The organism is Pseudomonas sp. Cab53 (assembly GCF_018325965.1).
GTDB lineage: Bacteria > Pseudomonadota > Gammaproteobacteria > Pseudomonadales > Pseudomonadaceae > Aquipseudomonas > Aquipseudomonas chlororaphis_E.
This window is the reverse complement of sequence record NZ_AP021902.1, coordinates 1,248,053-1,270,257: the sequence shown is the minus strand read 5'-3', so window position 1 is coordinate 1,270,257 and position 22,205 is coordinate 1,248,053. Positions and strand designations below refer to the sequence as shown.

The window sequence follows — 22,205 nt, the reverse complement described above, 5'->3', positions numbered from 1 at the left end:
ACGCATCAATGCAGCCCCTCCAGCCAGCCATCGAGGCTTCGAAAGGCCTCGTTGAAGGTCCGGTCGAGCTGCAGCGGCGTGATCGAGACATAACCTTGCATCACTGCATGGAAGTCAGTGCCCGGCCCGCCATCCTCGGCGTCACCGGCGGCGGCGATCCAGTAGCCGGCCTTGCCGCGCGGGTCGACCACGTGCATGGGGCTGGCGGCGCGGGCCCGATGGCCCAGGCGTGTGAGCTGGATGCCACGGATGTGGTCGAGCGGCAGGTTCGGAATGTTCACGTTCAGCACCGTGCGCGGCGGCAGGTCCAGCGCGCCATGGGCCTCGACCAGCTTGCGGGCGAAATAGGCGGCGGTCGGCAGGTTGTCGACTTGCCGTGAAACGAACGAAAAGGCAAACGACGTGTTGCCCAGGAAACGACCTTCCAGGGCGGCGGCGACCGTGCCGGAATACAGCACGTCATCCCCCAGGTTGGCGCCCAGGTTGATGCCCGACACCACCATGTCCGGCTCGCGTTCCAGCAAGCCGTTGAGGCCCAGGTGCACGCAATCGGTCGGCGTGCCGTTGAGGCTGATGAAACCGTTATCCAGGTAGCAGGGGTGCAACGGACGGTCGAGCGTCAGCGAGCTGCTGGCGCCGCTTTTGTCCTGGTCCGGGGCGATCACCACGCACTCGGCAAAATCCGCCAGCGCAGCATAAAGCGCGGCAAGACCGGGTGCTGTCACCCCGTCGTCGTTAGAAATCAGAATACGCATGGGCTGTCCGTCTGCCCTACCGGCACCAGATCGACGAGTTCGCGCACCAAGACAGTGGCGAAGCATCCGGCCGGCAGGACGAATTCCAGTTGCAGAATGTCAGGCGAGGGATAATGCCACGACAGCCCGCCAATGGGCAGTCGCAGGATGCGACGTTCGTGACTCATTCGTGCGTTTATCAACCAATCGCGCAGATCCGCCTCGCGCTCGGCAACGGCCTGTTCCAGCGCGTGGGTCGCCCCCGCGGCCGGCGAAGGGCCTTCGCCCCACTGCGGGCCGGTGGGGTGCAGGTCGAGGATGGCCAGGCGCGGGTCGCTGCACTCGGCCTCTCCGGCCGGGAAAAAGCTGCGACTGTCGGTGAACGCCAGCAAATCGCCGACCTGAGCGTGCTGCCATGTGCCGTCGGCCACCCGGGCCGCCAGCACCTGGTTGAACAGGTAACTGCGCGCCGCGGACAACAGCCGCGAACGTACATTGCGCTGCTCCGGCAAGGCCTTGCGCGCGGCCCAGGCTCGGGCATCGACGACATTGCCGCCGTCATGGCCAAACCGCTGGGCACCAAAATAGTTGGGGATACCCTGCTGGGCAATCTGTTGCAGGCGCGCATCGATGGCCGCCCGATCGCCCTGCAATTGGGTCAGGCGCAAGGTGAAGCCATTGGCCGAATGCGCGCCGCGTTGCAGCTTGCGCTTGTGGCGTCCCGTCTTGAGGACTTTCAACGTGTCGTTCTCGGCCACCGACAGGTCCGGATCGGCCTTGCCCGGCAACTGCACGCTGAACCACTGGCGGGTCAGGGCCTGGCGGTCCTTGAGCCCGGCGTAGCTGACGGTGCGCAACGGCACGCCGGCAGCCTTGGCGATTCGCCGAGCGGCCTCTTCAGTGTTCAAGCCACGTTTTTCCACCCAGATCCACAGGTGCTCGCCGTCGCCGGTCAACGGAATGTCGAGCACCTCATCAACCTGGAAATCCTCCGCCGTGGCCTTGAGCACCGCACTGCCCAGCGACTCGCCATAGGCCCGTGGCCCCAACAGTTCCAATTCGGTCATGAGCGCAGCAACAAGGCGACGCTATGGACCGCAATGCCTTCTTCGCGCCCGACGAAACCGAGTTTTTCGGTGGTGGTGGCTTTCACGTTCACTTGGTCCAGCTCAACTTGGAGGTCCTCGGCAATCAACTGGCGCATCGACTCGATGTGCGGCGCCATTTTCGGCGCCTGGGCGACGATGGTGTTATCGACATTGCCGACTTTCCAGCCCTTGGCGTGGATCAGCGCGACCACGTGACGCAGCAGCACGCGGCTGTCGGCGCCCTTGAACTGGGGATCGGTGTCGGGGAAATGCCTGCCGATGTCACCCAGGGCTGCCGCACCGAGCAATGCATCGCTCAGGGCGTGCAGCAGGACATCACCGTCGGAATGCGCGAGCAGCCCGAAGCCGTGCGCAATACGCACGCCGCCCAGGGTAATGAAGTCGCCTTCAGCGAAACGGTGAACATCGTAGCCGTGGCCAATACGCATAAAAAAACGCCCTGATTTCTGTCAGGGCGTGATTCTACCTGCATTAGGCGTTCAGAGCGCGCGCATGATGCTGCAAGTGGTCGTCAATGAAACTGGCGATGAAAAAGTAGCTGTGGTCGTAGCCCGGTTGCAGCCGCAGCGTCAGCGGGTGAGCGGCGGCCTTGGCAGCCTGTTGCAGGGCTTCGGGCTTGAGCTGGTTGGCGAGGAAATCATCGCGATCGCCCTGATCCACCAGCAGTGGCAGCTTCTCATCCGCCTCGGCGATCAACGCGCAGGCGTCCCATTCACGCCATTTCGAGCGGTCTTCCCCAGGTAACGGGAGAAGGCCTTCTGACCCCAGGGGCAATCCATCGGGTTGTTGATCGGGGAAAAGGCCGACACCGAACGGTAACGCCCGGGGTTGCGCAGCGCGCAGACCAGCGCACCATGACCGCCCATGGAGTGCCCGCTGATGCCGCGTTGATCCGACGCCGGGAAATGCGCCTCGATGAGTGCCGGCAATTCCTGCACCACGTAGTCATGCATCCGATAGTGCCGCGCCCAAGGATCCTGCGTGGCATTCAGATAAAACCCCGCCCCCAGGCCAAAATCCCAGGCACCGTCCGGATCACCCGGTACGTCAGAGCCACGGGGACTGGTGTCCGGGGCCACGATGATCAGCCCCAGTTCGGCGGCCATGCGCTGGGCGCCGGCCTTTTGCATGAAGTTCTCGTCGGTGCAGGTCAGCCCGGACAGCCAGTACAGCACCGGCAGCTTCGCACCCTGCTCGGCCTGGGGTGGCAGGTACACGGCAAACACCATGTCACAGCCGAGCACGTCGGATCGGTGCCGGTAACGCTTGTGCCAGCCGCCAAAGCTTTTCTGGCAGGAGAGATTTTCGAGGTTCATAGCTTCACCTCAGCTACAAGCAGCAAGCTTCAAGTTGCAAGAAAAACGCACGCGCCTCACTTGCAGCTTGCCGCTTGGTGCTTGCCGCTGCTCTTAAAAATGAATGACGGTGCGGATGCTCTTGCCTTCATGCATCAGGTCGAACGCCTTGTTGATATCTTCCAGGCCCATCGTGTGGGTAATGAAGGTATCCAGCGGGATTTCACCCTTCTCGGCCATTTCCACGTAGCTTGGCAGTTCGCTGCGACCGCGCACGCCGCCAAAGGCCGAACCGCGCCAGACGCGCCCCGTCACCAGTTGGAACGGACGGGTGGCGATTTCCTGCCCGGCCCCGGCCACGCCGATGATCACCGACTCGCCCCAACCCTTGTGGCAGCACTCCAGCGCGGCACGCATCAACTGGACATTGCCGATGCACTCGAAGGAAAAGTCCACGCCGCCGTCGGTCATGTCGACGATGACTTCCTGGATCGGACGGTCGAAATCCTTCGGGTTGACGCAATCGGTGGCGCCCAGTTGCCTGGCGATCTCGAACTTGGCCGGGTTGATGTCGATGGCGATGATCCGCGCCGCCTTGGCTTTCACCGCACCGATCACCGCGGACAGGCCGATGCCACCCAGGCCGAAGATCGCCACGGTATCGCCCGGCTTGACCTTGGCGGTGTTGAGCACCGCGCCGATGCCGGTGGTCACGCCGCAGCCCAGCAGGCAGACTTTTTCCAGCGGGGCGTCCTTGGCGATCTTGGCCACGGAAATTTCCGGCAGCACGGTGTACTCGGAAAACGTCGAGGTGCCCATGTAGTGGAAAATGGTCTCGCCTTTGTAGGAGAAACGCGAAGTGCCGTCCGGCATCAGGCCTTTACCCTGAGTCGCGCGAATCGCCTGGCAGAGGTTGGTCTTGCCCGACTTGCAGAATTTGCACTGGCCGCATTCCGGCGTGTACAGCGGGATCACGTGATCGCCCACCGCCACCGAGGTCACGCCCTCGCCAACGGCTTCGACGATGGCGCCGCCTTCGTGGCCGAGGATCGCCGGGAAGATTCCTTCCGGGTCGGCACCCGACAGGGTGTAGGCGTCGGTGTGGCAGACACCGGAAGCCACGACGCGCAACAGCACTTCGCCCGCCTTGGGCATGGCAACGTCGACTTCAACGATTTCCAGGGGTTTCTTGGCCTCGAAGGCAACGGCAGCGCGTGACTTGATCATTCGGGTTCTCCAGCAAATAAAAACAAGACGGGGAGTGTAATCCGCCACCGGACGATGAATAATCCAGCCAAAAGCAAAACATTATTGCTGTACAGGGATAATCCTTCATGTCCGAGAACCGCTGGGAAGGGATCGACGAGTTCGTCGCCGTGGCCGAGTGCAGCCAGTTCACGGCGGCGGCCGAACGCCTGGGGGTGTCGTCCTCCCACATCAGCAGGCAAATCGTACGGCTTGAAGAGCGTCTTCAGACGCGACTGCTCTATCGCAGTACCCGCCGGGTCACCCTCACCGAGGCTGGACAAACCTTCCTGCACCATTGCCAGCGTCTTCAGGATGGGCGTGAGGAAGCACTTCGGGCGGTGGGCGATCTCACCAGCGAACCCAAGGGCATGCTGCGCATGACCTGCGCCGTGGCCTACGGCGAACGCTTTATCGTGCCGCTGGTGACCCGTTTCATGAGCCTTTACCCGCAACTGCGGGTGGACATCGAGTTGAGCAACCGGCCCCTCGACCTGGTTCACGAGGGCCTGGACCTGGCGATTCGCCTGGGTCGCCTGCAGGACTCTCGCCTGGTGGCCACTCGTCTCGCACCGCGCCGGATGTACTTGTGCGCGTCGCCGTCCTACGTGGAACGCTACGGCCGCCCCCATAGCCTGTCGGAATTGAGCCGGCACAACTGCCTGGTGGGCAGTTCCGACATCTGGCAACTGGAACAGAACGGGCGGGAATTTTCCCAGCGGGTGCAGGGCAACTGGCGCTGCAACAGTGGGCAAGCGGTACTGGACGCAGCCTTGCAAGGCATGGGCTTGTGCCAGTTGCCGGACTATTACGTGCTGGAGCACTTGCACAGCGGTGCGCTGATCTCGCTGCTGCAAGCCCATCAACCGCCCAACACCGCCGTCTGGGCGCTGTACCCGCAACAGCGGCACCTGTCGCCGAAAGTGCGCAAGCTGGTGGATTTCCTTAAGGAAGGGTTGGCCGAGCGGCCGGAGTATCGGGGTTAGTTGGATATCGGGGTGCCGCTTTCGCGAGCAAGCCGCCCCCTCATTGATCCGGGCCAACCGAAAAACCAGCGCCACACCACTCCCCCTGTGTGAGCGAGCTTGCTCGCGAACAGCCCCAATGAGCGAATTTTCGCTCACCGCTCACCGCAAATAAGCGGATTTCCGCTCATCCAGCGCAGCAAACCCCTCTAGAACGGCCCTGAGCTACGTGGCACAGCTCCTGCTATAGCCCTGGCAGGCTGCGTTCACACGCGCTCCACAACAACAATTAAATGAAGGATCCTTCAATGGATAACTCCAACGCCCTGCCCCTTGGGTCGGCTGCTGCGCCCGCCCGTGAAAGGACCACCGCCAGCCGGATCAAATCGATTTTCAGCGGCTCGGTCGGCAACATGGTCGAGTGGTATGACTGGTACGTCTACGCCGCGTTCTCGCTGTACTTCGCCAAAGTCTTCTTCCCCAAGGGCGACACCACCGCCCAGTTGCTCAACACCGCTGCGATTTTCGCCGTGGGCTTCCTGATGCGCCCGATCGGCGGCTGGTTGATGGGCCTCTACGCTGACCGCGCCGGCCGCAAGCGGGCGCTGATGGCCTCGGTCTACCTGATGTGCTTCGGCTCGCTGATCATCGCCCTGAGCCCCGGCTATGAAACCATCGGCGTCGGCGCCCCGATCCTCCTGGTGTTCGCCCGTCTGCTCCAGGGCCTGTCGGTGGGTGGCGAGTACGGCACCTCGGCTACCTACCTGAGCGAGATGGCGACCAAGGAACGTCGCGGCTTCTTCTCCAGCTTCCAGTACGTGACCCTGATCTCCGGCCAGCTCATCGCCCTGGGCGTGCTGATCGTGCTGCAACAATTCCTCACCAGCGAACAGCTGTACGCTTGGGGCTGGCGCATTCCGTTCGCCATCGGCGCCCTGTGTGCGATCGTCGCGCTGTACCTGCGACGCGGCATGGAAGAAACCGAGTCGTTCACCAAGAAGGAAAAGTCCAAGGAAAGCGCCATGCGCACCTTGCTGCGCCACCCCAAGGAACTGATGACCGTGGTCGGCCTGACCATGGGCGGTACGCTGGCGTTCTACACCTACACCACCTACATGCAGAAATACCTGGTGAACACCGTCGGCATGAGCATCTCCGACTCCACCACCATTTCCGCCGCCACCCTGTTCCTGTTCATGTGCCTGCAACCGCTGATCGGCGGCCTGTCGGACAAGGTCGGACGCCGGCCGATCCTGATCGCCTTCGGTATCCTGGGCACGTTGTGCACCGTGCCGATCCTCACCACCCTGCACACCATCCAGACCTGGTGGGGCGCGTTCTTCCTGATCATGGCGGCGCTGATCATCGTCAGCGGCTACACCTCCATCAACGCCGTGGTGAAAGCCGAACTGTTCCCCACCGAAATCCGCGCCCTGGGTGTCGGCCTGCCCTACGCACTGACCGTGTCGATCTTCGGCGGCACCGCCGAGTACATCGCACTGTGGTTCAAGAGCATCGGCATGGAAACCGGCTACTACTGGTACGTGACGGGCTGCATCGCAGTCTCGCTGCTGGTGTACATCACCATGAAAGACACCCGCAAGCATTCGCGGATCGTGACTGACTGACAGGTGTTTTGGCAGTCACTGCTCTGGTGATTGCAAGGGCCCTTTCGCGAGCAAGCCCGCTCCCACAGGATTTACGCCGAACCTGTGGGAGCGGGCTTGCTTGCGAAGGGAACGACTCGGTTTAGCTCACCTGCGCTGCACGCTCCCGGTTGCCATAGCGATTCTGCGCATACGCCGCCCCGGCGATCATCACCACCAAGATGCCTGCCAGCACCGCCGACGAGCCGATGGTGCCGAAATCCAGGCCACCTTTTTCATGGGACTTGGTCATCAAGTCGCCCAGCGTCGCACCCAGGGGGCGCGTCAGTACGAAGGCGATCCAGAACAACACCACCGTGGAAATCCGGGTGAGGTACTTGAGCAGTACGACCACGGCGATGGCCGAGCCGATCAACAACGCACCGCCGCCAAAGCCCAGGCCCGAATCGTCCGCCAGGTAATCGCCGAGCGCCGTGCCCAAGGTGTTGGAAAACAGAATCGCCATCCAATAGAACATCTCGCCGCGGAAGGTCTGCACCTTGGTGACGTTGAGCGAATCACCGCTCAGGCGCCAGGCGGCGAAGATCGCCAGCAGAATCGCAATCAGGATCAGCGACCCGGTGGCGTAGCCCAGTTCGAGGGTGCGGTCCATGAAATCGGACATGGTGGTGCCCGCGGTGCTGGTGGACAAGATGACAATCCAGTACAGCAAGGGCTTGTAGGTCTTGGCCATGAGCTGCGTGACCAGTGTCAGGACGAACACGCTGATCAGGATCAGCGAGCTGATGGCGTAACCGACGTCAAGGGTCATCGACAGCAGGTCCCCGGCGGTTTCCCCCAGGGTGGTCGCGCAGATTTTCATGACCCAGAAGGCCAGGGTGATTTGGGGCAATTTATTCATCGCGGGGAACGCTCCAGTGTGTGGCGGCCGGCTCTTGTACCTCTGGCCGTACGGCAGACTGGCGTTGTGGCGGTGAAAAACAGGTTGGGAATGTATGAAAAATCTGTCACTCACGGGGAAATCAGCGATTAATCGCACGTTAATGCCCGCCCTTCACCCTGACCTCACTTGATCGATGACCTGCGCGACGTTCGCTCCGACGACGAGAGCGATTGAAATGCGCCGCTCTTAACATCTACTTAATCGATCTTTTTTAGCATTATTTTGAACTTTTCAATCAACTTATTTGGCGTAGCATTTAACCCATGCAAGACACATCGCCAACGACTCTGGAGTAACCGACATGAAAACCAAACTGATGCTCGCCCTGACCCTGTCCGTACTGGCCGCCAACACCTTCGCTGCGGACGGCTATGAAAAGACCGGATCGGCCGCCTTCGGCGCCGGTGCCAGCGCCGCCATCGAACGCAGCCACTCGGGCAGCTACGCGGCTGACGGTTTCGACAAGACCGGCACCGCCGACGCCATCGCGGCCGACGGTTTCGACAAGACCGGCACCGCCGACGCCATCGCGGCCGACGGTTTCGACAAGACCGGCACCGCCGACGCCATCGCGGCCGACGGTTTCGACAAGACCGGCACCGCCGACGCCATCGCGGCTGACGGTTTTGACAAGACCGGCACCGCCGAAGCCATCGGTTGAGGGTCGGGAAACAGGATCGCAGCCTTCGGCAATGCCGGAGGCTGCGATTTTTCTGCGTTCATCCATCTGGAATTAAAAGGCCGGGCCTTGCACTATGAGTCGCCGACCCATGCCTTCCAGGAACACGCTGTCATGCCCGATGAGATCCACTTCTACGAACCTGCCCACGGCCACGGCCTGCCCCACGACCCGTTCAACGCCATCGTCGGCCCACGCCCCATCGGCTGGATTTCTTCGCAGGATGCCGAGGGCCGCCTGAATCTGGCGCCCTACAGTTTCTTCAACGCCTTCAACTACATCCCACCGATCATTGGTTTTTCCAGCGTCGGTCGCAAAGACAGCCTGAACAACATTGAACAGACCGGCGAGTTCGCCTGGAACCTGGCCACGCGCCCGCTGGCTGAGCAGATGAACCAGAGCTGCGCGATGGTCGCGCCTGAGGTCGACGAGTTCGAACTGGCAGGCTTGACCCCCGCGGCCTCACGGGTGATCCAGGTGCCGCGGGTGGCTGAAAGCCCGGTGTCCTTCGAATGCAAGGTCACCCAGATCATTCAACTGCAACGGGCGGACCAGGCATTGGTGCCGAGCTGGCTGATCCTGGGTGAAGTGGTTGCCGTGCACATCGCCAAATGGCTGTTGAAGGACGGGATCTACGACACTGCTGCCGCCGAGCCGATCTTGCGCGGCGGCGGCCCGGCAGACTATTTCCAGCTGGGCCCCGAGGCGCTGTTCAAGATGCATCGCCCGACGTAAGGCAATAGCGATTCGACCCTTGGCGAGGGCGCTCTGTGTCGATGATCAGTCAACTCGCCACACCAGCCCACCCTCTTCATCCACATCCTGCAGGCGGGTCAGTTCCACGGCGGCCGCTTCATCGGCCTTGGCGGCGGTGTCGAAGGATTGCTCTTCAAGCACCTTGTTGAAACGCGGCGCCCCCGAGCCACCGAGGGCTTTGGTGGCGATGGCCGCGAAATAGCCGCCCCCTTCCCGGGGCATGACGGCGGAAACAGCTTCAAAGGTTTCAAAGGCTTTACGTGCCATGCTCAAGCTTCCTGGCGATGAAAAATAACCGTCATTAAACCTTCAACCGGCCAGTTTGTGTACCGTCGCCAGGCAGCCTTCAGTCGCCTGGGCGGCGGACACTTCGCGAAAGGTGTGGAAATCCAGGCTGCTGACCACCAAGTCCTGTACCAATGCGGAAAAAATCGCCATGGCCGGGGAATTGAAGTAGGCCTCCATCACCTGCTGATGGGTCCACAGCCCCGACACCAGCCACAAGTCGGCGTCGCATTGCGATTGCTGCAACGCAAAGTGCAGGCAACCAGGGGACTGGCGCGAGGGCGCGACCAGTGTGCTCAGGCGTGCCCCCAGTTGCTTGGAGCAACCGCTGCGGGCCCGCACGAAAACCATGTGACTGACGGGGATCTGTGTCGTCATGTTCAACCCTCCCAGGTCATCCGTGGTGCAGCCGGTGACAGGCTGCGACAGGATCAAAGGTTAAGCGCCAAGGCACCAGCCTCGTTAGTCGATTCCTGCCGACCCATTGCACAATCCTGCGCCAGAGCGTTACAAAATTCGCCGAGTCGTCGACTGAATCCGGAGAACTTGAAACAAAAGGTTTCAAGCAAGTTTCGCCAGCATGGCCCGGCCGCCCCCTGTCACGCCGTGCAGGATCAGGCAAGCTTTCAACAGGATGTGGCTACCGCTGCGGCTTGCACAAACATAAGCTTTTGCCCACCGCTCTCTATTTCCCGAGGATTCCGGCATGACGCCACTCGATCACGCCCACGTCCCGCTGGACACGTACCTGGAACAACAGCGCGCCGAACTGGCGTCGATCATCCAGCGCAATACCTGCGAGGACGGCACCTACGCGACGGCGATCGCCTCGCTGAACCTGTCGCGCCATAGCCAACCCAACGAGTTTGCCCCCGTGCTGGCGCAACCGGCGCTGTGCATCATGGCCCAGGGCAGCAAACAGGTGCGCCTGGCAGACGAACAGTTCAACTACGACCCGCTGCATTACCTGGTGGTGTCGGTGTCGATGCCATTGAGCGGTTGCATCGCCAACGTGTCGCCCGAGCACCCGATCCTGGCACTGCGCCTGGACATCGACCCGGCGGAAATCACCGCGCTGATCGCCGACGCAGGCCCCTTGGGCGTGCCGACCCGCCCGGCCGGACGCGGCCTGTATGTCGAGCGCCTGGACACGCCAATGCTGGATGCCGTCTTGCGCCTGACCCGATTGCTGGACAGCCCGAAAGACATCGCCATGCTCGCGCCATTGGTGCGCCGGGAGATCCTGTATCGCCTGCTGCGCAGTCCACAGGGGTATCGCCTGTACGAAATCGCCATCGCCAACAGTCAGAGCCATCGCATCAGCCAGGCGATCAAATGGCTCAACCGCCACTTCGAACAACCGCTGCGCATCGACGAACTGGCCCGGGAAGTGAACCTCAGCGTCTCGACCCTGCACCACCGGTTCAAGGCCATGACGGCGATGAGCCCGCTGCAATACCAGAAGCAACTGCGCCTGCAAGAAGCCCGGCGGCTGATGCTGGCCGAAGGCTTGGAAGCCTCCGCCGCGGGCTATCGGGTGGGCTATGAAAGCCCTTCGCAGTTCAGCCGCGAGTACAGCCGACTGTTTGGCGCGCCGCCGTTGCGGGATCTGGCGCGGTTGCGGTTGACGGTTTGACCGGCGGTGTTGCGTTGACTGGGCCGATCCCATCGCGAGCAAGCTCGCTCCCACAAGGAATGCCAGTGAACCAGAATGTCTGTTCACCAGCGATCAATGTGGGAGCGGGCTTGCTCGCGAAAGGGCCAGTAAAAAACACCTCAGCACTTCGATGTCCAAACCTCCTGGTCAATCTCGATCAGCGTCGGCCCCTGCCGCTCACGAGCCGTAAGCAGCGCCGCGCGCAGTGACGCCGTATTCTCCACAGCCTGGGCAAAGCAGCCCAGAGCCTTGGCCACGCCAATGAAATCGGGGGTGTAGATGTCCACGCCCACCGGCTCGATGGCGCGGTTGAGCATGTACTTCTTGATCTCTTCGTAACCCTGGTTATTCCACAGCAGCACGATCACCGGCACACGTGCCTCCACGGCGCTGACCAGCTCCGGCAGGGTGAACTGCAACCCGCCATCGCCGATCAGGCACACCACCGGCGGGCGTCCGTGCCCTTGGTCCTTGCCGCCGAGCCAGGCGCCGATGGCCGCCGGCAGCGCATAGCCCAGGGTGCCGTAGCCGGTGGACGAGTTGAACCAGCGGCGCGGCTGTTCGGGGTTGAAGGTCAGGTTGCCGGTGTACACCGGTTGGGTCGAATCACCGACGAAGACTGCGTCCGGCAGCGCCTGCAAGACACTGTCGAGGAAAACCGTCTGGGCACGGGTCGCCGCGTCCCAATGCTTCGAAAGGTCGGCCCGCAACCGGGCAGCCCGCGCCGCGCCCCAGTCCTGGTAGCGCTCAGCCATGGGTTGCCGACCCAAGGCATCGAGCAAGGCTGCGGCGGCGCTGCGGGCGTCGGCCACCAGCGCCAGCCGAGGGGGATAGTTGCGCACGGTCTGGTCCGGGTCGATGTCGATCCGCAGCAGCGCGCCAGGGAGCTCGAAACCACCGGCGAAGGTGACGTCATAGTCGGTCTCGGCCAGTTCAGTGCCGATGGCCAACACCACATCCGCCTCGGCGACCAACGCGCGGGTGGCGACCAGGCTCTGGGTCGAGCCGATCAGCAACGGATGACGGGACGGCAACAAGCCCTTGGCGTTGATGGTCAACGCCACCGGCGCGCCAAGGCGTTCGGCCAACGCGGTCACCTCGGCGCCAGCGTCGATGGCGCCGCCACCGGCCAGGATCAGTGGCCGGCGGGCCGTGGCCAGCATCGCCGCCATCTGTTGCACTGCAACCGGTGCGGCCCCGGCGCGGCTGATGTTCACCGGTGCACAGGCCAGCAAGGCGTCGGCGTTTTCGACCAGCACGTCCAACGGGATTTCGATGTGCACCGGCCGCGGGCGCCCGGCCTGGAACACCGCGAACGCCCGCGCCAGCACGCCGGGCAACTCGGCGACGGACAGCAGCGTGTGGGAAAATGCCGCGACGCCACTCACCAGCGCCGCCTGGTTCGGCAGCTCATGCAACTTGCCCCGCCCGCCCCCCAACTGGCTGCGCGACTGCACGCTGGAGATCACCAGCATCGGGATCGAATCGGCGTAGGCCTGGCCCATGGCGGTGGTGATGTTGGTCATGCCGGGGCCGGTGATGATGAAACACACGCCAGGCTGGCCGCTGACCCGCGCATAACCGTCGGCCATGAAACCTGCGCCCTGTTCATGACGCGGCGTCACATGGCGAATGCTTGAACGGGCCAGCCCGCGATACAACTCGACGGTGTGTACGCCAGGAATGCCGAACACCTGCTCCACGCCATAGCCTTCGAGTAACTTGACCAACACTTCGCCGCACGTTGCCATCGCCACTGCCCTTTTTCTCTTGGAATGGCGTCATTGAACGGTCAGGCCATGGCGGCAACAATCGATAAAAAGTCATACTCGCCATGTCCTCACGTCATGGCTCGCACCGATGAAACGCCTTCCGCCGCTTCCGGCCCTGCACACCTTCCTGGTCACCGCCCAGTGCTGCAACTTCACCCGGGCCGCCGAACAGTTGCACATCACCCAGGGCGCGGTGAGCCGGCAGATCGCCGGGCTGGAAGCTCATCTGGGCTATGCGTTGTTCCAGCGCCAGGCCCGGGGCTTGAGCCTGACGACGCAAGGCGCGGCGTGGCTGCCGCGGGTGCAGCAGGTGTTCAACCTGATCGGCGAGGCGGTGGAGCAGATCGGTGACAAGCACCGGGCCCTGCAACTCAAGGCCCCGACGTGCGTGCTGCGCTGGTTGTTGCCGCGCCTGCTGCAATGGCAGAAGGCGCGGCCGGATGTGCCGGTGGAGCTGACCACCACGGTCAAGCACGGCGTGGATTTCCAGCGCGAGGCCTTCGACGCCGCCGTGGTCTACGGCCCGCCGCCGGATGCCTCGCTGGCCAGCCTGCACCTGTTCGATGAACAACTGACGCCGGTCTGCTCGCGCCCGCTCCTGGACGGCCCCGTGCCGCTGCACTCGCCCGACGACCTGCAACAACATCTGTTGCTGCACCCCACCCCCGACGGGCGCGACTGGACCACCTGGCTGGACGCCGCCGGGGTGCACCTGGGCAGCGCCGCCAAGGGCCAGCACTTCGAAACCCTCGACCTGGCGATGTCCATGGCCTCACAAGGCACCGGCGTGGCGATTGGCGACTGGTCGTTGATCGGCGACGACCTGAGCGCCGGAAGGTTGGTGATGCCGTTCGAACTGAAGGTCGGAACCGGGTTGGGTTATCACCTGGTGTTCCCGCGCAAGGCCGAGGTGGCGGCGCCGTTGCAGGCCTTGATGGAATGGCTGGTGGCGCAGGCCAAGGCGCGATGAGCCCACAGCAGCAGGCCTCTGTGGCGAGGGGATTTATCCCCGTTGGGCTGCGCAGCAGCCCCTAAGAGTGCCGCTCGCCGTGTCAGGTAAATTGAGTCGGCAAGATGGGGCTGCTACGCAGCCCAACGGGGATAAATCCCCTCGCCACAGGTTCTACGAAACTTGAGAAAACTGCATGCTTGTCAAAGCACATTCGGCGCCTGCACCGGTTCGATCTGCGCCCAGTGCGACGTATCGTCACGATGCTGTTGCAGGTAAGGCAGCACCGCGCCCAGCAATGGCGCCTTGAACGCCTCCTGGAAACGATGGGCCAGGCCTGGGATCAGCTTCAATTGGCTACCCTGGATGTGTGCGGCCAGGTGCACGCCATGCATCACCGGCAGCAACGGGTCGGCGGTGCCGTGGACGACCAGGGTTGGCACCCGCAGTTGATTGAGCAACGCCACGCGGCTGGGCTCCGCCAGGATCGCCATGATCTGGCGCTGCACGCCTTCGGGGTTGAAGGCCCGGTCATAAGCCACCGCGGCCTGGTGCAGCAGCGCCTGCCGATCGTCGACCACCATGGGGCTGCCCAAGGCGGCCAGCAGGTCGGCCTGTTGCTCCAGCGCCACTTCGCGATTCGGCGCGCTGCGCCGCGACAACAGCTGGACCAATGCCGCGCTGGGTGCCGGCAGGCCTTCGGCGCCGGAACTGGTCATGATCAGCGTCAGGCTTTCGACCCGCTGCGGAGCCATGGCAGCCATGTGCTGGGCGATCATCCCGCCCATGCTCACGCCCAACACATGAAAACGCTGCACCTTCAAGGCATCCATCAAGCCCAGGCCATCCTCGGCCATGTCGGTCAAGGTATAGGGCGATGCCACGGGCAAGCCGAGTTTATAGCGCAGCGCTTCAAAGGCCAGGTTGGCGCTGCCTGGCGCCTGGCGCCAGGTGGACAGGCCGACGTCCCGGTTGTCGTAGCGAATCACCCGGAAACCCTGTTCGCACAGTGCCACCACCACTTCGTCCGGCCAGTGGATCAATTGCCCACCCAGCCCCATCACCAGCAACAGCGCAGGATCGGAGGGGCGGCCCACGCTCTGGTACGCCACGCTGACCTGATCCAGATCGACCCGTTGGGTCGGCACATTCACATCACAACGAGAAGCCGCAATCGACGGCAGGCCGCACAATAAGGCGGCCAGGAAAATGAATACACGCATGAAGAAACACCAAAACGCAGAACCCCAGTAGAGCGCGAGTCTGATGAAGTTTGTTCAAGCGCGCTGCCACAGTTGCGTGACAGTTTGATGAAGATTGCCGAGTGGTATTGCAACCGAACACCGTGGCGAGGGAGCTTGCTCCCGCTGGGCGGCGCAGCCGCCCCAGATCTTCGAGCCTTTACCCTACTTCCAGGCGAAAGATGTTTGGGAGCGCTTCGCACTCCAGCGGGAGCAAGCTCCCTCGCCACAGGGACGCTTGCGTGCGTCAAGCCAACTGACTGCGCAACTGCCGCGCCGCCGCCACCATGTTCACCAACGCCGCTTCCGTCTCCGGCCACGCCCGGGTTTTCAAGCCGCAATCGGGGTTGACCCACAACCGCTCCGGAGCGATGCGCTTGACCGCCTTGCTCATCAGCGAAACCATCTCGGCCGTGTCCGGCACCCGGGGCGAGTGGATGTCATAGACGCCCGGGCCGATATCGTTCGGGTAATCGAACGCTTCGAAAGCCTCCAGCAATTCCATGTCCGAACGTGAGGTTTCAATGGTGATGACGTCGGCGTCCATGTCGGCGATGGCCTTGATCACGTCATTGAACTCGCTGTAGCACATGTGGGTATGGATCTGGGTTTCATCGCCCACGCCCGAGGCGCACAGGCGGAAGGCCTCCACCGCCCAGTCGAGGTATTCCTGCCATTGGCCGCGGCGCAACGGCAGACCCTCGCGAAACGCCGCCTCGTCGATCTGCACGATGCTGATGCCGGCTTTCTCCAGGTCCAGCACTTCGTCCCGCAGGGCCAGGGCCAGTTGGCGGGCCTGGACCTGGCGCGACACATCTTCGCGGGGGAACGACCACATCAACATGGTCACGGGCCCGGTGAGCATGCCCTTCATGACCTTGTCGGTCAGGCGCTGGGCGTAGCAGATCCAGTCGACGGTCATGGGCTTGGGCCGGCTGATGTCGCCGTAGATGATCGCCGGCTTCACGCAACGCGAACCATAGCTCTGCACCCAGCCGAAACGGGTGAAGGCGTAGCCGTCCAGTTGCTCGGCGAAATACTCCACCATGTCGTTGCGCTCGGCCTCGCCATGCACCAGCACATCCAGGCCCAGGCGCTCCTGGATCTGCACGGCATGACGGATCTCGGTGTGCATGGCGTCCTGATAATCATTGGCCGACAACTTGCCCTGTTTATAGGCCTGACGTGCCAGGCGAATCGCCGACGTCTGTGGGAAAGAACCGATGGACGTGGTCGGAAACGCCGGCAACTTCAGCCTGGCACGCTGCCGTTCGATGCGCTGGGCGAAGGGCGATTGCCGCTGGCTGTCCTGGGGACTGATCGCATCGAGTCGGGCCTGGACCTCAGGCTTGTGGATCCGTGCCGAGGCGGCGCGACGGGCCTGCACTTCACGGCTGTCGGCCAAGGCCTGGTGGACGCCGGGGGCCTGAGGGTCATTCAACGCATCGCGCAGCACCGCCACTTCACCGCACTTCTGCACGGCGAAGGCCAGCCAGCTCTTGAGTTCGGGGTCGAGCTTGTCTTCACGCTCCAGGTCCACCGGGCTGTGCAGCAACGAGCAGGACGTGCTGACCCAGAGGTTGTCGCCAAAACGTTCCTGGGCCGGTTGCAACTGCGCCAGCGCCTGTTCCAGCTCACAACGCCAGACGTTGCGGCCATTGACCAGGCCCACCGACAGGATCTTGTAGCTCGGCAGCCGGTCCAGCACCTGGCCCAATTGCTCCGGCGCACGTACCGCGTCGATGTGCAAGCCATCCACCGGCAGGCTCACCGCCAGGCCGAGGTTGTCGCCCAGGCCACTGAAGTAGGTCGCCACGAGTTTTTTCAGCGGCGAATACTGAAGGATGTGATAGGCCCGCTCGAAGGCATTTTTCCAGGCCTGGGGCAAATCGAGGGTCAGGATCGGCTCGTCGATCTGCACCCATTCCACGCCCTGGCGCTGGAGACGATTGAGGATTTCACCGTAGACCGGCAGCAACCGCTCCAGCAGGTCCAGCTTGTCGAAGTCCTCGCCCTTGGCCTTGCCCAGCCACAGGTAGGTCAGCGGGCCGATGAGCACCGGCTTGACCCGATGGCCCAGGGCGTGGGCCTCGTCCACTTCGTCGAACAGCTGTTCCCAGCTCAGGGTGAACGCTTGGTCAGCGGAGAACTCCGGGACCAGGTAGTGATAGTTGGTGTCGAACCACTTGGTCAGCTCCTGGGCGTGTTGCGCCTGGCCGTGACCGGCGCAACAGCTGGCGGTGGCGCCACGGGCCATGGCGAACAAGGTGTCGAGGGTAGGCCGGCCCTGGCCATTGAGGGTGTCGTGGAAACGCGATGGAACCACGCCCAAAGCCAGGGTGTGGCTGAGCACCTGGTCGTACCAGGCGAAGTCGCCGACGGGCAGCAGGTCGATACCGGCGTCTTTCTGCAATTGCCAGTGCCGGGCCCGCAGCTCACGCCCCACCGCTTGCAGCGCGTCCGGCGCCAGGTCGCCCTTCCAGTAGGCTTCGAGGGCTTTTTTCAGTTCGCGGTCGGCGCCGATGCGGGGAAAACCGAGGGTGTGGGCCAGGGCCATGGTGTGCGTCCTCCTGTAAAAGATGGCGCTATTGTCGACAGCCGACCCTTCATGAGACAAACTCAACCTTTTCGTGTTGATCACAAGTTTTTCTCATGGAGCCTCCGGTGCTTGAACTCCGTCACCTCAAGACCCTGCATGCCCTGCGCGAAGCCGATAGCCTGGTGGAAGCCGCCGAACGCCTGCACCTGACCCAGTCCGCGCTGTCCCACCAGTTCAAGGAACTGGAGGAACGCCTGGGCATGCAGTTGTTCGTGCGCAAGACCAAACCGGTACGGTTCACCAGCGCCGGCCTGCGCCTGCTGCAACTGGCCGATGCCACCCTGCCCCTGCTGCGCGGCGCCGAACGGGACATCGCGCGCCTGGCGGGCGGCACCGCCGGGCGCCTGCACATGGCGATCGAGTGCCACAGCTGCTTCCAGTGGCTGATGCCCACCATCGACCAGTTCCGCGACGCCTGGCCCGAAGTCGAACTGGACCTGGCCTCGGGCTTCGCCTTCGCGCCGTTGCCGGCCCTGGCCCGGGGCGACCTGGACCTGGTGGTCACGTCCGACCCGCTGGAACTGGCCGGCATCACCTACGTGCCGCTGTTCACCTACGAAGCGATGCTCGCCGTGGCCAACCAGCACCGTCTGGCGGGCAAACCGTTCATCGTGCCGGAGGACCTGGTCAGCGAAACCCTGATCACCTACCCGGTGGAACGGGATCGGCTGGACATCTTCACCCGCTTCCTGGAGCCGGCCGACATCGAACCGGCCCAGGTGCGCACGTCCGAACTGACGGTGATGATGATGCAACTGGTGGCCAGCGGCCGCGGCGTCTGCGGCATGCCCCACTGGGCGCTGCATGAATACAGCTCACGGGGCTACGTGAAGGCCAAGCGCCTGGGCGAAAAAGGCCTGTTCGCCACCCTGTACGCAGCGGTCCGCACCGACATGCTCGACGCACCGTACATGCGCGACTTCCTGCTGACGGCGAAGGACACGTCGTTTTCCACCCTCGATGGGGTCAGTGCGGTGCGCTGATGGCGGCGAGCCCTTCGCGAGCAAGCCCGCTCCCACAAGAGGATCCGCGGCAAAGCCCAATTCTGTGGACACCACCACCCCTGTGGGAGCGGGCTTGCCCGCGAAGGGGCCCTACAGTTCAAGCCACATATGGATCTTGTCGAAGTATTCGTCATCTACCCGGATGGCCATCGGCTCCAGCCCATACAGCACAAAGCCGCAACGCTGGTAGAGCTTGACCGCCGGGTCGTTGCCGGCGGTGACGGTCAACTGCACCAGACGCAGGAAAGTGTGGCGGCGAGCTTCGTCGAGGGCCGCTTGCAGCAACTGCTGGCCCAGCCCCTGGCGGCCATGGGCGGCGCTGACGTACAGGCCGAACAGGATCGCCTTGTGCCGGGCCTTGGCCCGAGGCTCCAGGGCCAGACCGACCATCCCCACCAGTTGCCCCGCCTCGAACGCCCCCAGCACCACGTCCAGCCGGCTGGTCAGCCGCGACTCCCACCAATTGATCGGCAGCGCCGCCCGCTCACTGACGCTGGAAGTGAAGGCCTGCGGATGCTGCGCGTAGGCCTGGAGCATCAGTTCGCGATACGCGCTGGCATCGCCGGCCCGCAGCCGCCGGATGTTCATGCCCCGCGCCGTTGCTCAAGCATCAGGCGCAGCGCCAACGTAGCGAGCACAAAGCCCATGAAATAACGCTGCACCGCCAGCCAGGTCGGGTTGTGGGCAAACCAGGACGCAATCCCGGCGGCAAACAGCGCGATCAACAGGTTGACGCTGAAACTGATGCTGATCTGGGTCAGCCCGAGGATGAGGCTCTGGGTGAACAGCGAGCCGTGCTCCGGGCTGATGAACTGCGGGAACACCGACAGGTAGAACACCGCGATCTTGGGGTTCAGGGCACTGGTGAGAAAGCCCATGGTGATCAACTTGCGCGTAGAGTCCGCCGGCAACTGCTGCGCCTCGAACGGTGAGCGAGCACCGGGCTTCACGGCCTGCCAGGCCAGCCACAGCAGGTACAGCGCACCGGCCCACTTCAGGATTTCATAGGCCAGAGGCACCGCCAGGAACACCGCCGTCAGCCCCGCTGCCGCCGCGAACATGTGCACGAAAAAGCCCGCCACCACTCCCAGCAGGGAAGTGACGCCGGCCTTGCGGCCCTGGCAGATCGAACGGGAAATCAGGTAGATCATGTTCGGACCGGGCGTGAGCACCATCAGCAACGCGGCGGCGGCGAAAATCAGCAGGTCTGGCAGTGCAATCATGGGCGTTGTTCCTGGAATCAGCGGGCCACGGAAGGCGACGCTCGATAAAACGGCAGGATGACCTCGCCTGTCAACGGCGCCAGCAGCAGGTCGTGCTCGCCGGCCGGATCGATCCAGCGCACTTCCTCGATCTCGGCAGCCGGTGAAACAGCGGCGTCGATTTCCAGCAGGAACACCTGCGCCTGGACGGTAAAGCCTGGCTCGTTGGCGGCCGGCGCACTGAAGGCGCCCAGGTTGCGCGCCTGGGCAGGATCGATCACCAGGCCCAGCTCTTCCTCCAGCTCCCGGGCCAGGGCCTCGACCGGTTGCTCATGGGGCTCGATCTTGCCCCCCGGCTGCATGAAGGCCAGGGTGCCGCGCTTGCGCACCAGCAGGGTCCGACCATCCGGCCCGATCAACAGGGCGGCGGCGATGCGGATGAGCGAATCGGTCATGGGAATTGGCCTCGGGCAAAAAATGCCCGGGAGATTACAGATCGCAGCGGTTGGAGCAAAGCCTCAAGATCAACACCGTCTCTTGTGGGAGCGGGCTTGCTCGCGAAGGCGGTGTGTCAGGGAATACATCCTTAACTGACACACCGCCTTCGCGAGCAAGCCCGCTCCCACAGGTTGAGCTGTGTTCACCCCAGGATCGGCCTGGGCGCCGAAGCGTCTTCGGGAATCTTGACGAACACGCTGTAGCGGGCGCACTCCATCGCTTCGAAGGCGATGAGTTTTTCCACCAGCGGACCGCTCAGGATCTTGCCGGCGTTGAGCAGCAACATGCCGTTGTCGGCATTGAGGTTGCGCGCCAGGACCATCCCGGCCGCCAGCTCCCGGGTGTTCAAGACCTTCACCGTCGGGTCCGACAGGGTCACGTCGTCCAGGTATTCGCCGCAGGCCTTGATGAAGTCCTCGATCATGTCCGGGTCGTACAGCTTGCCAGCGTATTTGCGGATGTAGACCAGGGCTTCGTCGCTGTTCATCTGCCGTTCGAGGATCAACCCGCGCTGCAATTCGATGAAGTCCACCGCCAGCTTCAACAGCCGCGAACCGAACGGGATCGCCTCGCCCTTGAGGTGTTCGGGGAAGCCGCTGCCGTCCCAGCGTTCCTGGTGATGGCGAATGATCCGGGCCGCGTCCTTCATCGGGTCCAGGGTCATCAACAGCGATTCGCTCTGCTTCGGATAGGCGCGGTACAGGTCCAGCTCGGTGTGGTGCAGCAGGTCGGCCGGCGTGACCATCATGTTGTCGGTCCAGCTCAGCTTGCCGATGTTGTACAGCGCCGCCGCCATGGTCAGGTCGCGATCGGTGGACTCGTCGAGGAAATGCAGGCGGCTGTAGACCCGGATCAACTCGATGATCTGCCGGTTGGTCTGCTTGGCCTTGGGCAGGCGCAGGTTGGCGATCAGCGAGAACACTTCCGTGCTGGTGACATAGCTGCGCTTGAGTTCATCGTAGGCCAGGTCGAGCATGTCGGCGGTCTGCTGCAACTCGGAGGTGCGCGAGGCCACGCGTTTTTCCAAGGTGGCGTTGAGCGTCTTGAGTTGCTGGTTCTGCTCGCGGGTCAGCGCTTCGAGGCGCTGGCGTTCGCTTTCGGAATGCTGGTGGGCCAGGGCCTGGCGCAGGGCCTGCACCACTTCCTCGTCGTTCCACGGTTTGCTGAGGTAGCGGTACAAGCCGCCCTCGTTGATGGCCTTGGTCATCATGTCGACGTCGGCATAGCCGGTGAGCAGGATGCGCAAGGTCGATGGGTACAACTGGCGAATCTGTGCCAACAGCGTGGCGCCGTCCATGTTGGGCATGCGCGCATCGGTCATCACCAGGTCGACCGGCCGCTCCTTGAGGATTTCCAGGGCCTTGGCGCCACTGTCGGCCAGCAGGATTTCGTAGGGCTGGCTGCGCAGCAGCCGGCGCAGGCTGTTGAGGATCGACTCTTCGTCATCGACCAACAGCACCGTCGGTTTTTTGACCGGAACGTCCGGCGATTGATCTTCCATTGCTACCCCCTCCTATTGATGACGACCGTTTACCGTCCCCCAGAAGACAGGCTAGTAGATTGCCGGCATTTAGGCACGATTTGCCATCACGGGCCGAGCGCATCCCGATGAGCCGACTATGCTGTACCCCATGGAAGGCCATGTACGGGCCAGAACTCTCATGC

General features: G+C 63.2%; 21 protein-coding genes and 1 pseudogene. 7 read left to right on the top strand and 15 right to left on the bottom strand.

Annotation, left to right across the window (positions count from 1 at the left end; all coding sequences use genetic code 11):
• Positions 1-5: 5 nt before the first annotated feature.
• The 5 genes and pseudogenes from surE to KI241_RS05420 form a co-directional block, all read right to left on the bottom strand.
• Positions 6-755: a 5'/3'-nucleotidase SurE gene (gene surE, locus KI241_RS05440; protein WP_042729837.1), complete on the bottom strand. Its 750-nt coding sequence runs from the start codon at positions 753-755 to the stop codon at positions 6-8.
• Complete coding sequence (truD, locus tag KI241_RS05435; protein WP_042729836.1) at positions 743-1,801, bottom strand: tRNA pseudouridine(13) synthase TruD; 1,059 nt, start codon at positions 1,799-1,801, stop codon at positions 743-745. Before truD ends, surE begins: the two co-directional genes overlap by 13 nt.
• Complete coding sequence (gene ispF, locus KI241_RS05430) at positions 1,798-2,271, bottom strand: 2-C-methyl-D-erythritol 2,4-cyclodiphosphate synthase (RefSeq protein WP_042729835.1); 474 nt, start codon at positions 2,269-2,271, stop codon at positions 1,798-1,800. Before ispF ends, truD begins: the two co-directional genes overlap by 4 nt.
• Before the next feature lie 43 nt (positions 2,272-2,314).
• A pseudogene (gene fghA, locus KI241_RS05425) lies at positions 2,315-3,159 on the bottom strand (S-formylglutathione hydrolase).
• Positions 3,160-3,252: 93 nt separating this feature from the next.
• Positions 3,253-4,365 carry an S-(hydroxymethyl)glutathione dehydrogenase/class III alcohol dehydrogenase gene (locus KI241_RS05420; RefSeq protein WP_042729833.1) on the bottom strand — a complete coding sequence of 371 codons (1,113 nt, stop codon included), beginning with the start codon at positions 4,363-4,365 and terminating at the stop codon, positions 3,253-3,255.
• 107 nt (positions 4,366-4,472) lie between these two features.
• On the opposite strand from KI241_RS05420, the gene KI241_RS05415 reads away from it, so the two are divergent.
• A complete protein-coding gene (locus KI241_RS05415; protein ID WP_042729832.1) occupies positions 4,473-5,369 on the top strand; it encodes a LysR substrate-binding domain-containing protein in 897 nt (298 codons plus the stop codon).
• Between the two features lie 287 nt (positions 5,370-5,656).
• On the top strand, positions 5,657-6,976 hold the full coding sequence (locus KI241_RS05410) for an MFS transporter (protein ID WP_042729831.1): 1,320 nt from the start codon (positions 5,657-5,659) through the stop codon (positions 6,974-6,976).
• A gap of 121 nt (positions 6,977-7,097) precedes the next feature.
• On the opposite strand, the gene KI241_RS05405 is transcribed toward KI241_RS05410, so the two are convergent.
• Positions 7,098-7,856 (bottom strand): membrane protein, encoded by a 759-nt coding sequence (locus KI241_RS05405; protein WP_042729830.1) that lies wholly within the window; start codon positions 7,854-7,856, stop codon positions 7,098-7,100.
• A 343-nt stretch (positions 7,857-8,199) separates the two neighbouring features.
• Here KI241_RS05405 and KI241_RS05400 point away from each other — a divergent pair, with 343 nt between their 5' ends.
• Positions 8,200-8,559: a hypothetical protein gene (locus tag KI241_RS05400; protein ID WP_212803445.1), complete on the top strand. Its 360-nt coding sequence runs from the start codon at positions 8,200-8,202 to the stop codon at positions 8,557-8,559.
• Between the two features lie 132 nt (positions 8,560-8,691).
• Positions 8,692-9,312 (top strand): flavin reductase family protein, encoded by a 621-nt coding sequence (locus KI241_RS05395; protein WP_042732270.1) that lies wholly within the window; start codon positions 8,692-8,694, stop codon positions 9,310-9,312.
• A gap of 45 nt (positions 9,313-9,357) precedes the next feature.
• Here the strand turns inward: KI241_RS05395 and KI241_RS05390 are convergent, their stop codons facing one another.
• Both KI241_RS05390 and KI241_RS05385 read right to left on the bottom strand, forming a co-directional pair.
• The gene (locus KI241_RS05390; RefSeq protein ID WP_042732269.1) at positions 9,358-9,600 is read right to left on the bottom strand and encodes a hypothetical protein; all 243 of its coding nucleotides are present in this window, start codon (positions 9,598-9,600) and stop codon (positions 9,358-9,360) included.
• Positions 9,601-9,642: 42 nt separating this feature from the next.
• Entirely contained in the window at positions 9,643-9,996 is a 354-nt protein-coding gene (locus tag KI241_RS05385) for a putative quinol monooxygenase (RefSeq protein ID WP_042732272.1), read from the bottom strand.
• Between the two features lie 328 nt (positions 9,997-10,324).
• On the opposite strand from KI241_RS05385, the gene KI241_RS05380 reads away from it, so the two are divergent.
• Positions 10,325-11,254 (top strand): AraC family transcriptional regulator, encoded by a 930-nt coding sequence (locus KI241_RS05380; RefSeq protein WP_042732268.1) that lies wholly within the window; start codon positions 10,325-10,327, stop codon positions 11,252-11,254.
• Between the two features lie 140 nt (positions 11,255-11,394).
• Here KI241_RS05380 and KI241_RS05375 read toward each other — a convergent pair whose 3' ends face one another.
• Positions 11,395-13,026 (bottom strand): 5-guanidino-2-oxopentanoate decarboxylase, encoded by a 1,632-nt coding sequence (locus KI241_RS05375; protein WP_212803444.1) that lies wholly within the window; start codon positions 13,024-13,026, stop codon positions 11,395-11,397.
• Positions 13,027-13,135: 109 nt separating this feature from the next.
• On the opposite strand from KI241_RS05375, the gene KI241_RS05370 reads away from it, so the two are divergent.
• Entirely contained in the window at positions 13,136-14,017 is an 882-nt protein-coding gene (locus KI241_RS05370; RefSeq protein WP_042732266.1) for a LysR substrate-binding domain-containing protein, read from the top strand.
• 182 nt (positions 14,018-14,199) lie between these two features.
• On the opposite strand, the gene KI241_RS05365 is transcribed toward KI241_RS05370, so the two are convergent.
• Positions 14,200-15,219, bottom strand: a complete 1,020-nt coding sequence (locus tag KI241_RS05365; protein ID WP_212803443.1) for an alpha/beta hydrolase — start codon at positions 15,217-15,219, stop codon at positions 14,200-14,202.
• Between the two features lie 265 nt (positions 15,220-15,484).
• Positions 15,485-17,794 (bottom strand): 5-methyltetrahydropteroyltriglutamate--homocysteine S-methyltransferase, encoded by a 2,310-nt coding sequence (metE, locus tag KI241_RS05360; protein WP_212803442.1) that lies wholly within the window; start codon positions 17,792-17,794, stop codon positions 15,485-15,487.
• Positions 17,795-17,901: 107 nt separating this feature from the next.
• Here metE and metR point away from each other — a divergent pair, with 107 nt between their 5' ends.
• Positions 17,902-18,819 (top strand): transcriptional regulator MetR, encoded by a 918-nt coding sequence (gene metR / locus KI241_RS05355; protein ID WP_042731628.1) that lies wholly within the window; start codon positions 17,902-17,904, stop codon positions 18,817-18,819.
• Between the two features lie 111 nt (positions 18,820-18,930).
• Here the strand turns inward: metR and KI241_RS05350 are convergent, their stop codons facing one another.
• From KI241_RS05350 to KI241_RS05335, 4 genes are all read right to left on the bottom strand, one after another.
• Positions 18,931-19,428, bottom strand: a complete 498-nt coding sequence (locus KI241_RS05350; RefSeq protein WP_212803441.1) for a GNAT family N-acetyltransferase — start codon at positions 19,426-19,428, stop codon at positions 18,931-18,933.
• Complete coding sequence (locus KI241_RS05345; protein WP_042731626.1) at positions 19,425-20,063, bottom strand: LysE family translocator; 639 nt, start codon at positions 20,061-20,063, stop codon at positions 19,425-19,427. Before KI241_RS05345 ends, KI241_RS05350 begins: the two co-directional genes overlap by 4 nt.
• A 17-nt stretch (positions 20,064-20,080) precedes the next feature.
• Positions 20,081-20,497 carry an NUDIX domain-containing protein gene (locus KI241_RS05340; protein ID WP_212803440.1) on the bottom strand — a complete coding sequence of 139 codons (417 nt, stop codon included), beginning with the start codon at positions 20,495-20,497 and terminating at the stop codon, positions 20,081-20,083.
• Between the two features lie 185 nt (positions 20,498-20,682).
• On the bottom strand, positions 20,683-22,041 hold the full coding sequence (locus KI241_RS05335) for an HD domain-containing phosphohydrolase (RefSeq protein WP_212803439.1): 1,359 nt from the start codon (positions 22,039-22,041) through the stop codon (positions 20,683-20,685).
• Positions 22,042-22,205: the final 164 nt, after the last annotated feature.

Excerpts from the sequence above, each read along its gene's own strand:
- KI241_RS05420 (WP_042729833.1), bottom strand. The coding sequence starts at position 4,365 with ATGATCAAGTCACGCGCTGCCGTTGCCTTCGAGGCCAAGAAACCCCTG.
- KI241_RS05375 (WP_212803444.1), bottom strand. The coding sequence starts at position 13,026 with ATGGCAACGTGCGGCGAAGTGTTGGTCAAGTTACTCGAAGGCTATGGC.
- KI241_RS05345 (WP_042731626.1), bottom strand. The coding sequence starts at position 20,063 with ATGATTGCACTGCCAGACCTGCTGATTTTCGCCGCCGCCGCGTTGCTG.
- KI241_RS05390 (WP_042732269.1), bottom strand. The coding sequence starts at position 9,600 with ATGGCACGTAAAGCCTTTGAAACCTTTGAAGCTGTTTCCGCCGTCATG.
- KI241_RS05335 (WP_212803439.1), bottom strand. The coding sequence starts at position 22,041 with ATGGAAGATCAATCGCCGGACGTTCCGGTCAAAAAACCGACGGTGCTG.
- KI241_RS05370 (WP_042732266.1), top strand. The coding sequence starts at position 13,136 with ATGAAACGCCTTCCGCCGCTTCCGGCCCTGCACACCTTCCTGGTCACC.
- KI241_RS05415 (WP_042729832.1), top strand. The coding sequence starts at position 4,473 with ATGTCCGAGAACCGCTGGGAAGGGATCGACGAGTTCGTCGCCGTGGCC.
- metE (WP_212803442.1), bottom strand. The coding sequence starts at position 17,794 with ATGGCCCTGGCCCACACCCTCGGTTTTCCCCGCATCGGCGCCGACCGC.
- KI241_RS05340 (WP_212803440.1), bottom strand. The coding sequence starts at position 20,497 with ATGACCGATTCGCTCATCCGCATCGCCGCCGCCCTGTTGATCGGGCCG.
- KI241_RS05405 (WP_042729830.1), bottom strand. The coding sequence starts at position 7,856 with ATGAATAAATTGCCCCAAATCACCCTGGCCTTCTGGGTCATGAAAATC.
- KI241_RS05380 (WP_042732268.1), top strand. The coding sequence starts at position 10,325 with ATGACGCCACTCGATCACGCCCACGTCCCGCTGGACACGTACCTGGAA.
- KI241_RS05365 (WP_212803443.1), bottom strand. The coding sequence starts at position 15,219 with ATGCGTGTATTCATTTTCCTGGCCGCCTTATTGTGCGGCCTGCCGTCG.
- truD (WP_042729836.1), bottom strand. The coding sequence starts at position 1,801 with ATGACCGAATTGGAACTGTTGGGGCCACGGGCCTATGGCGAGTCGCTG.
- KI241_RS05350 (WP_212803441.1), bottom strand. The coding sequence starts at position 19,428 with ATGAACATCCGGCGGCTGCGGGCCGGCGATGCCAGCGCGTATCGCGAA.
- KI241_RS05395 (WP_042732270.1), top strand. The coding sequence starts at position 8,692 with ATGCCCGATGAGATCCACTTCTACGAACCTGCCCACGGCCACGGCCTG.
- KI241_RS05400 (WP_212803445.1), top strand. The coding sequence starts at position 8,200 with ATGAAAACCAAACTGATGCTCGCCCTGACCCTGTCCGTACTGGCCGCC.
- KI241_RS05385 (WP_042732272.1), bottom strand. The coding sequence starts at position 9,996 with ATGACGACACAGATCCCCGTCAGTCACATGGTTTTCGTGCGGGCCCGC.
- KI241_RS05410 (WP_042729831.1), top strand. The coding sequence starts at position 5,657 with ATGGATAACTCCAACGCCCTGCCCCTTGGGTCGGCTGCTGCGCCCGCC.
- surE (WP_042729837.1), bottom strand. The coding sequence starts at position 755 with ATGCGTATTCTGATTTCTAACGACGACGGGGTGACAGCACCCGGTCTT.
- ispF (WP_042729835.1), bottom strand. The coding sequence starts at position 2,271 with ATGCGTATTGGCCACGGCTACGATGTTCACCGTTTCGCTGAAGGCGAC.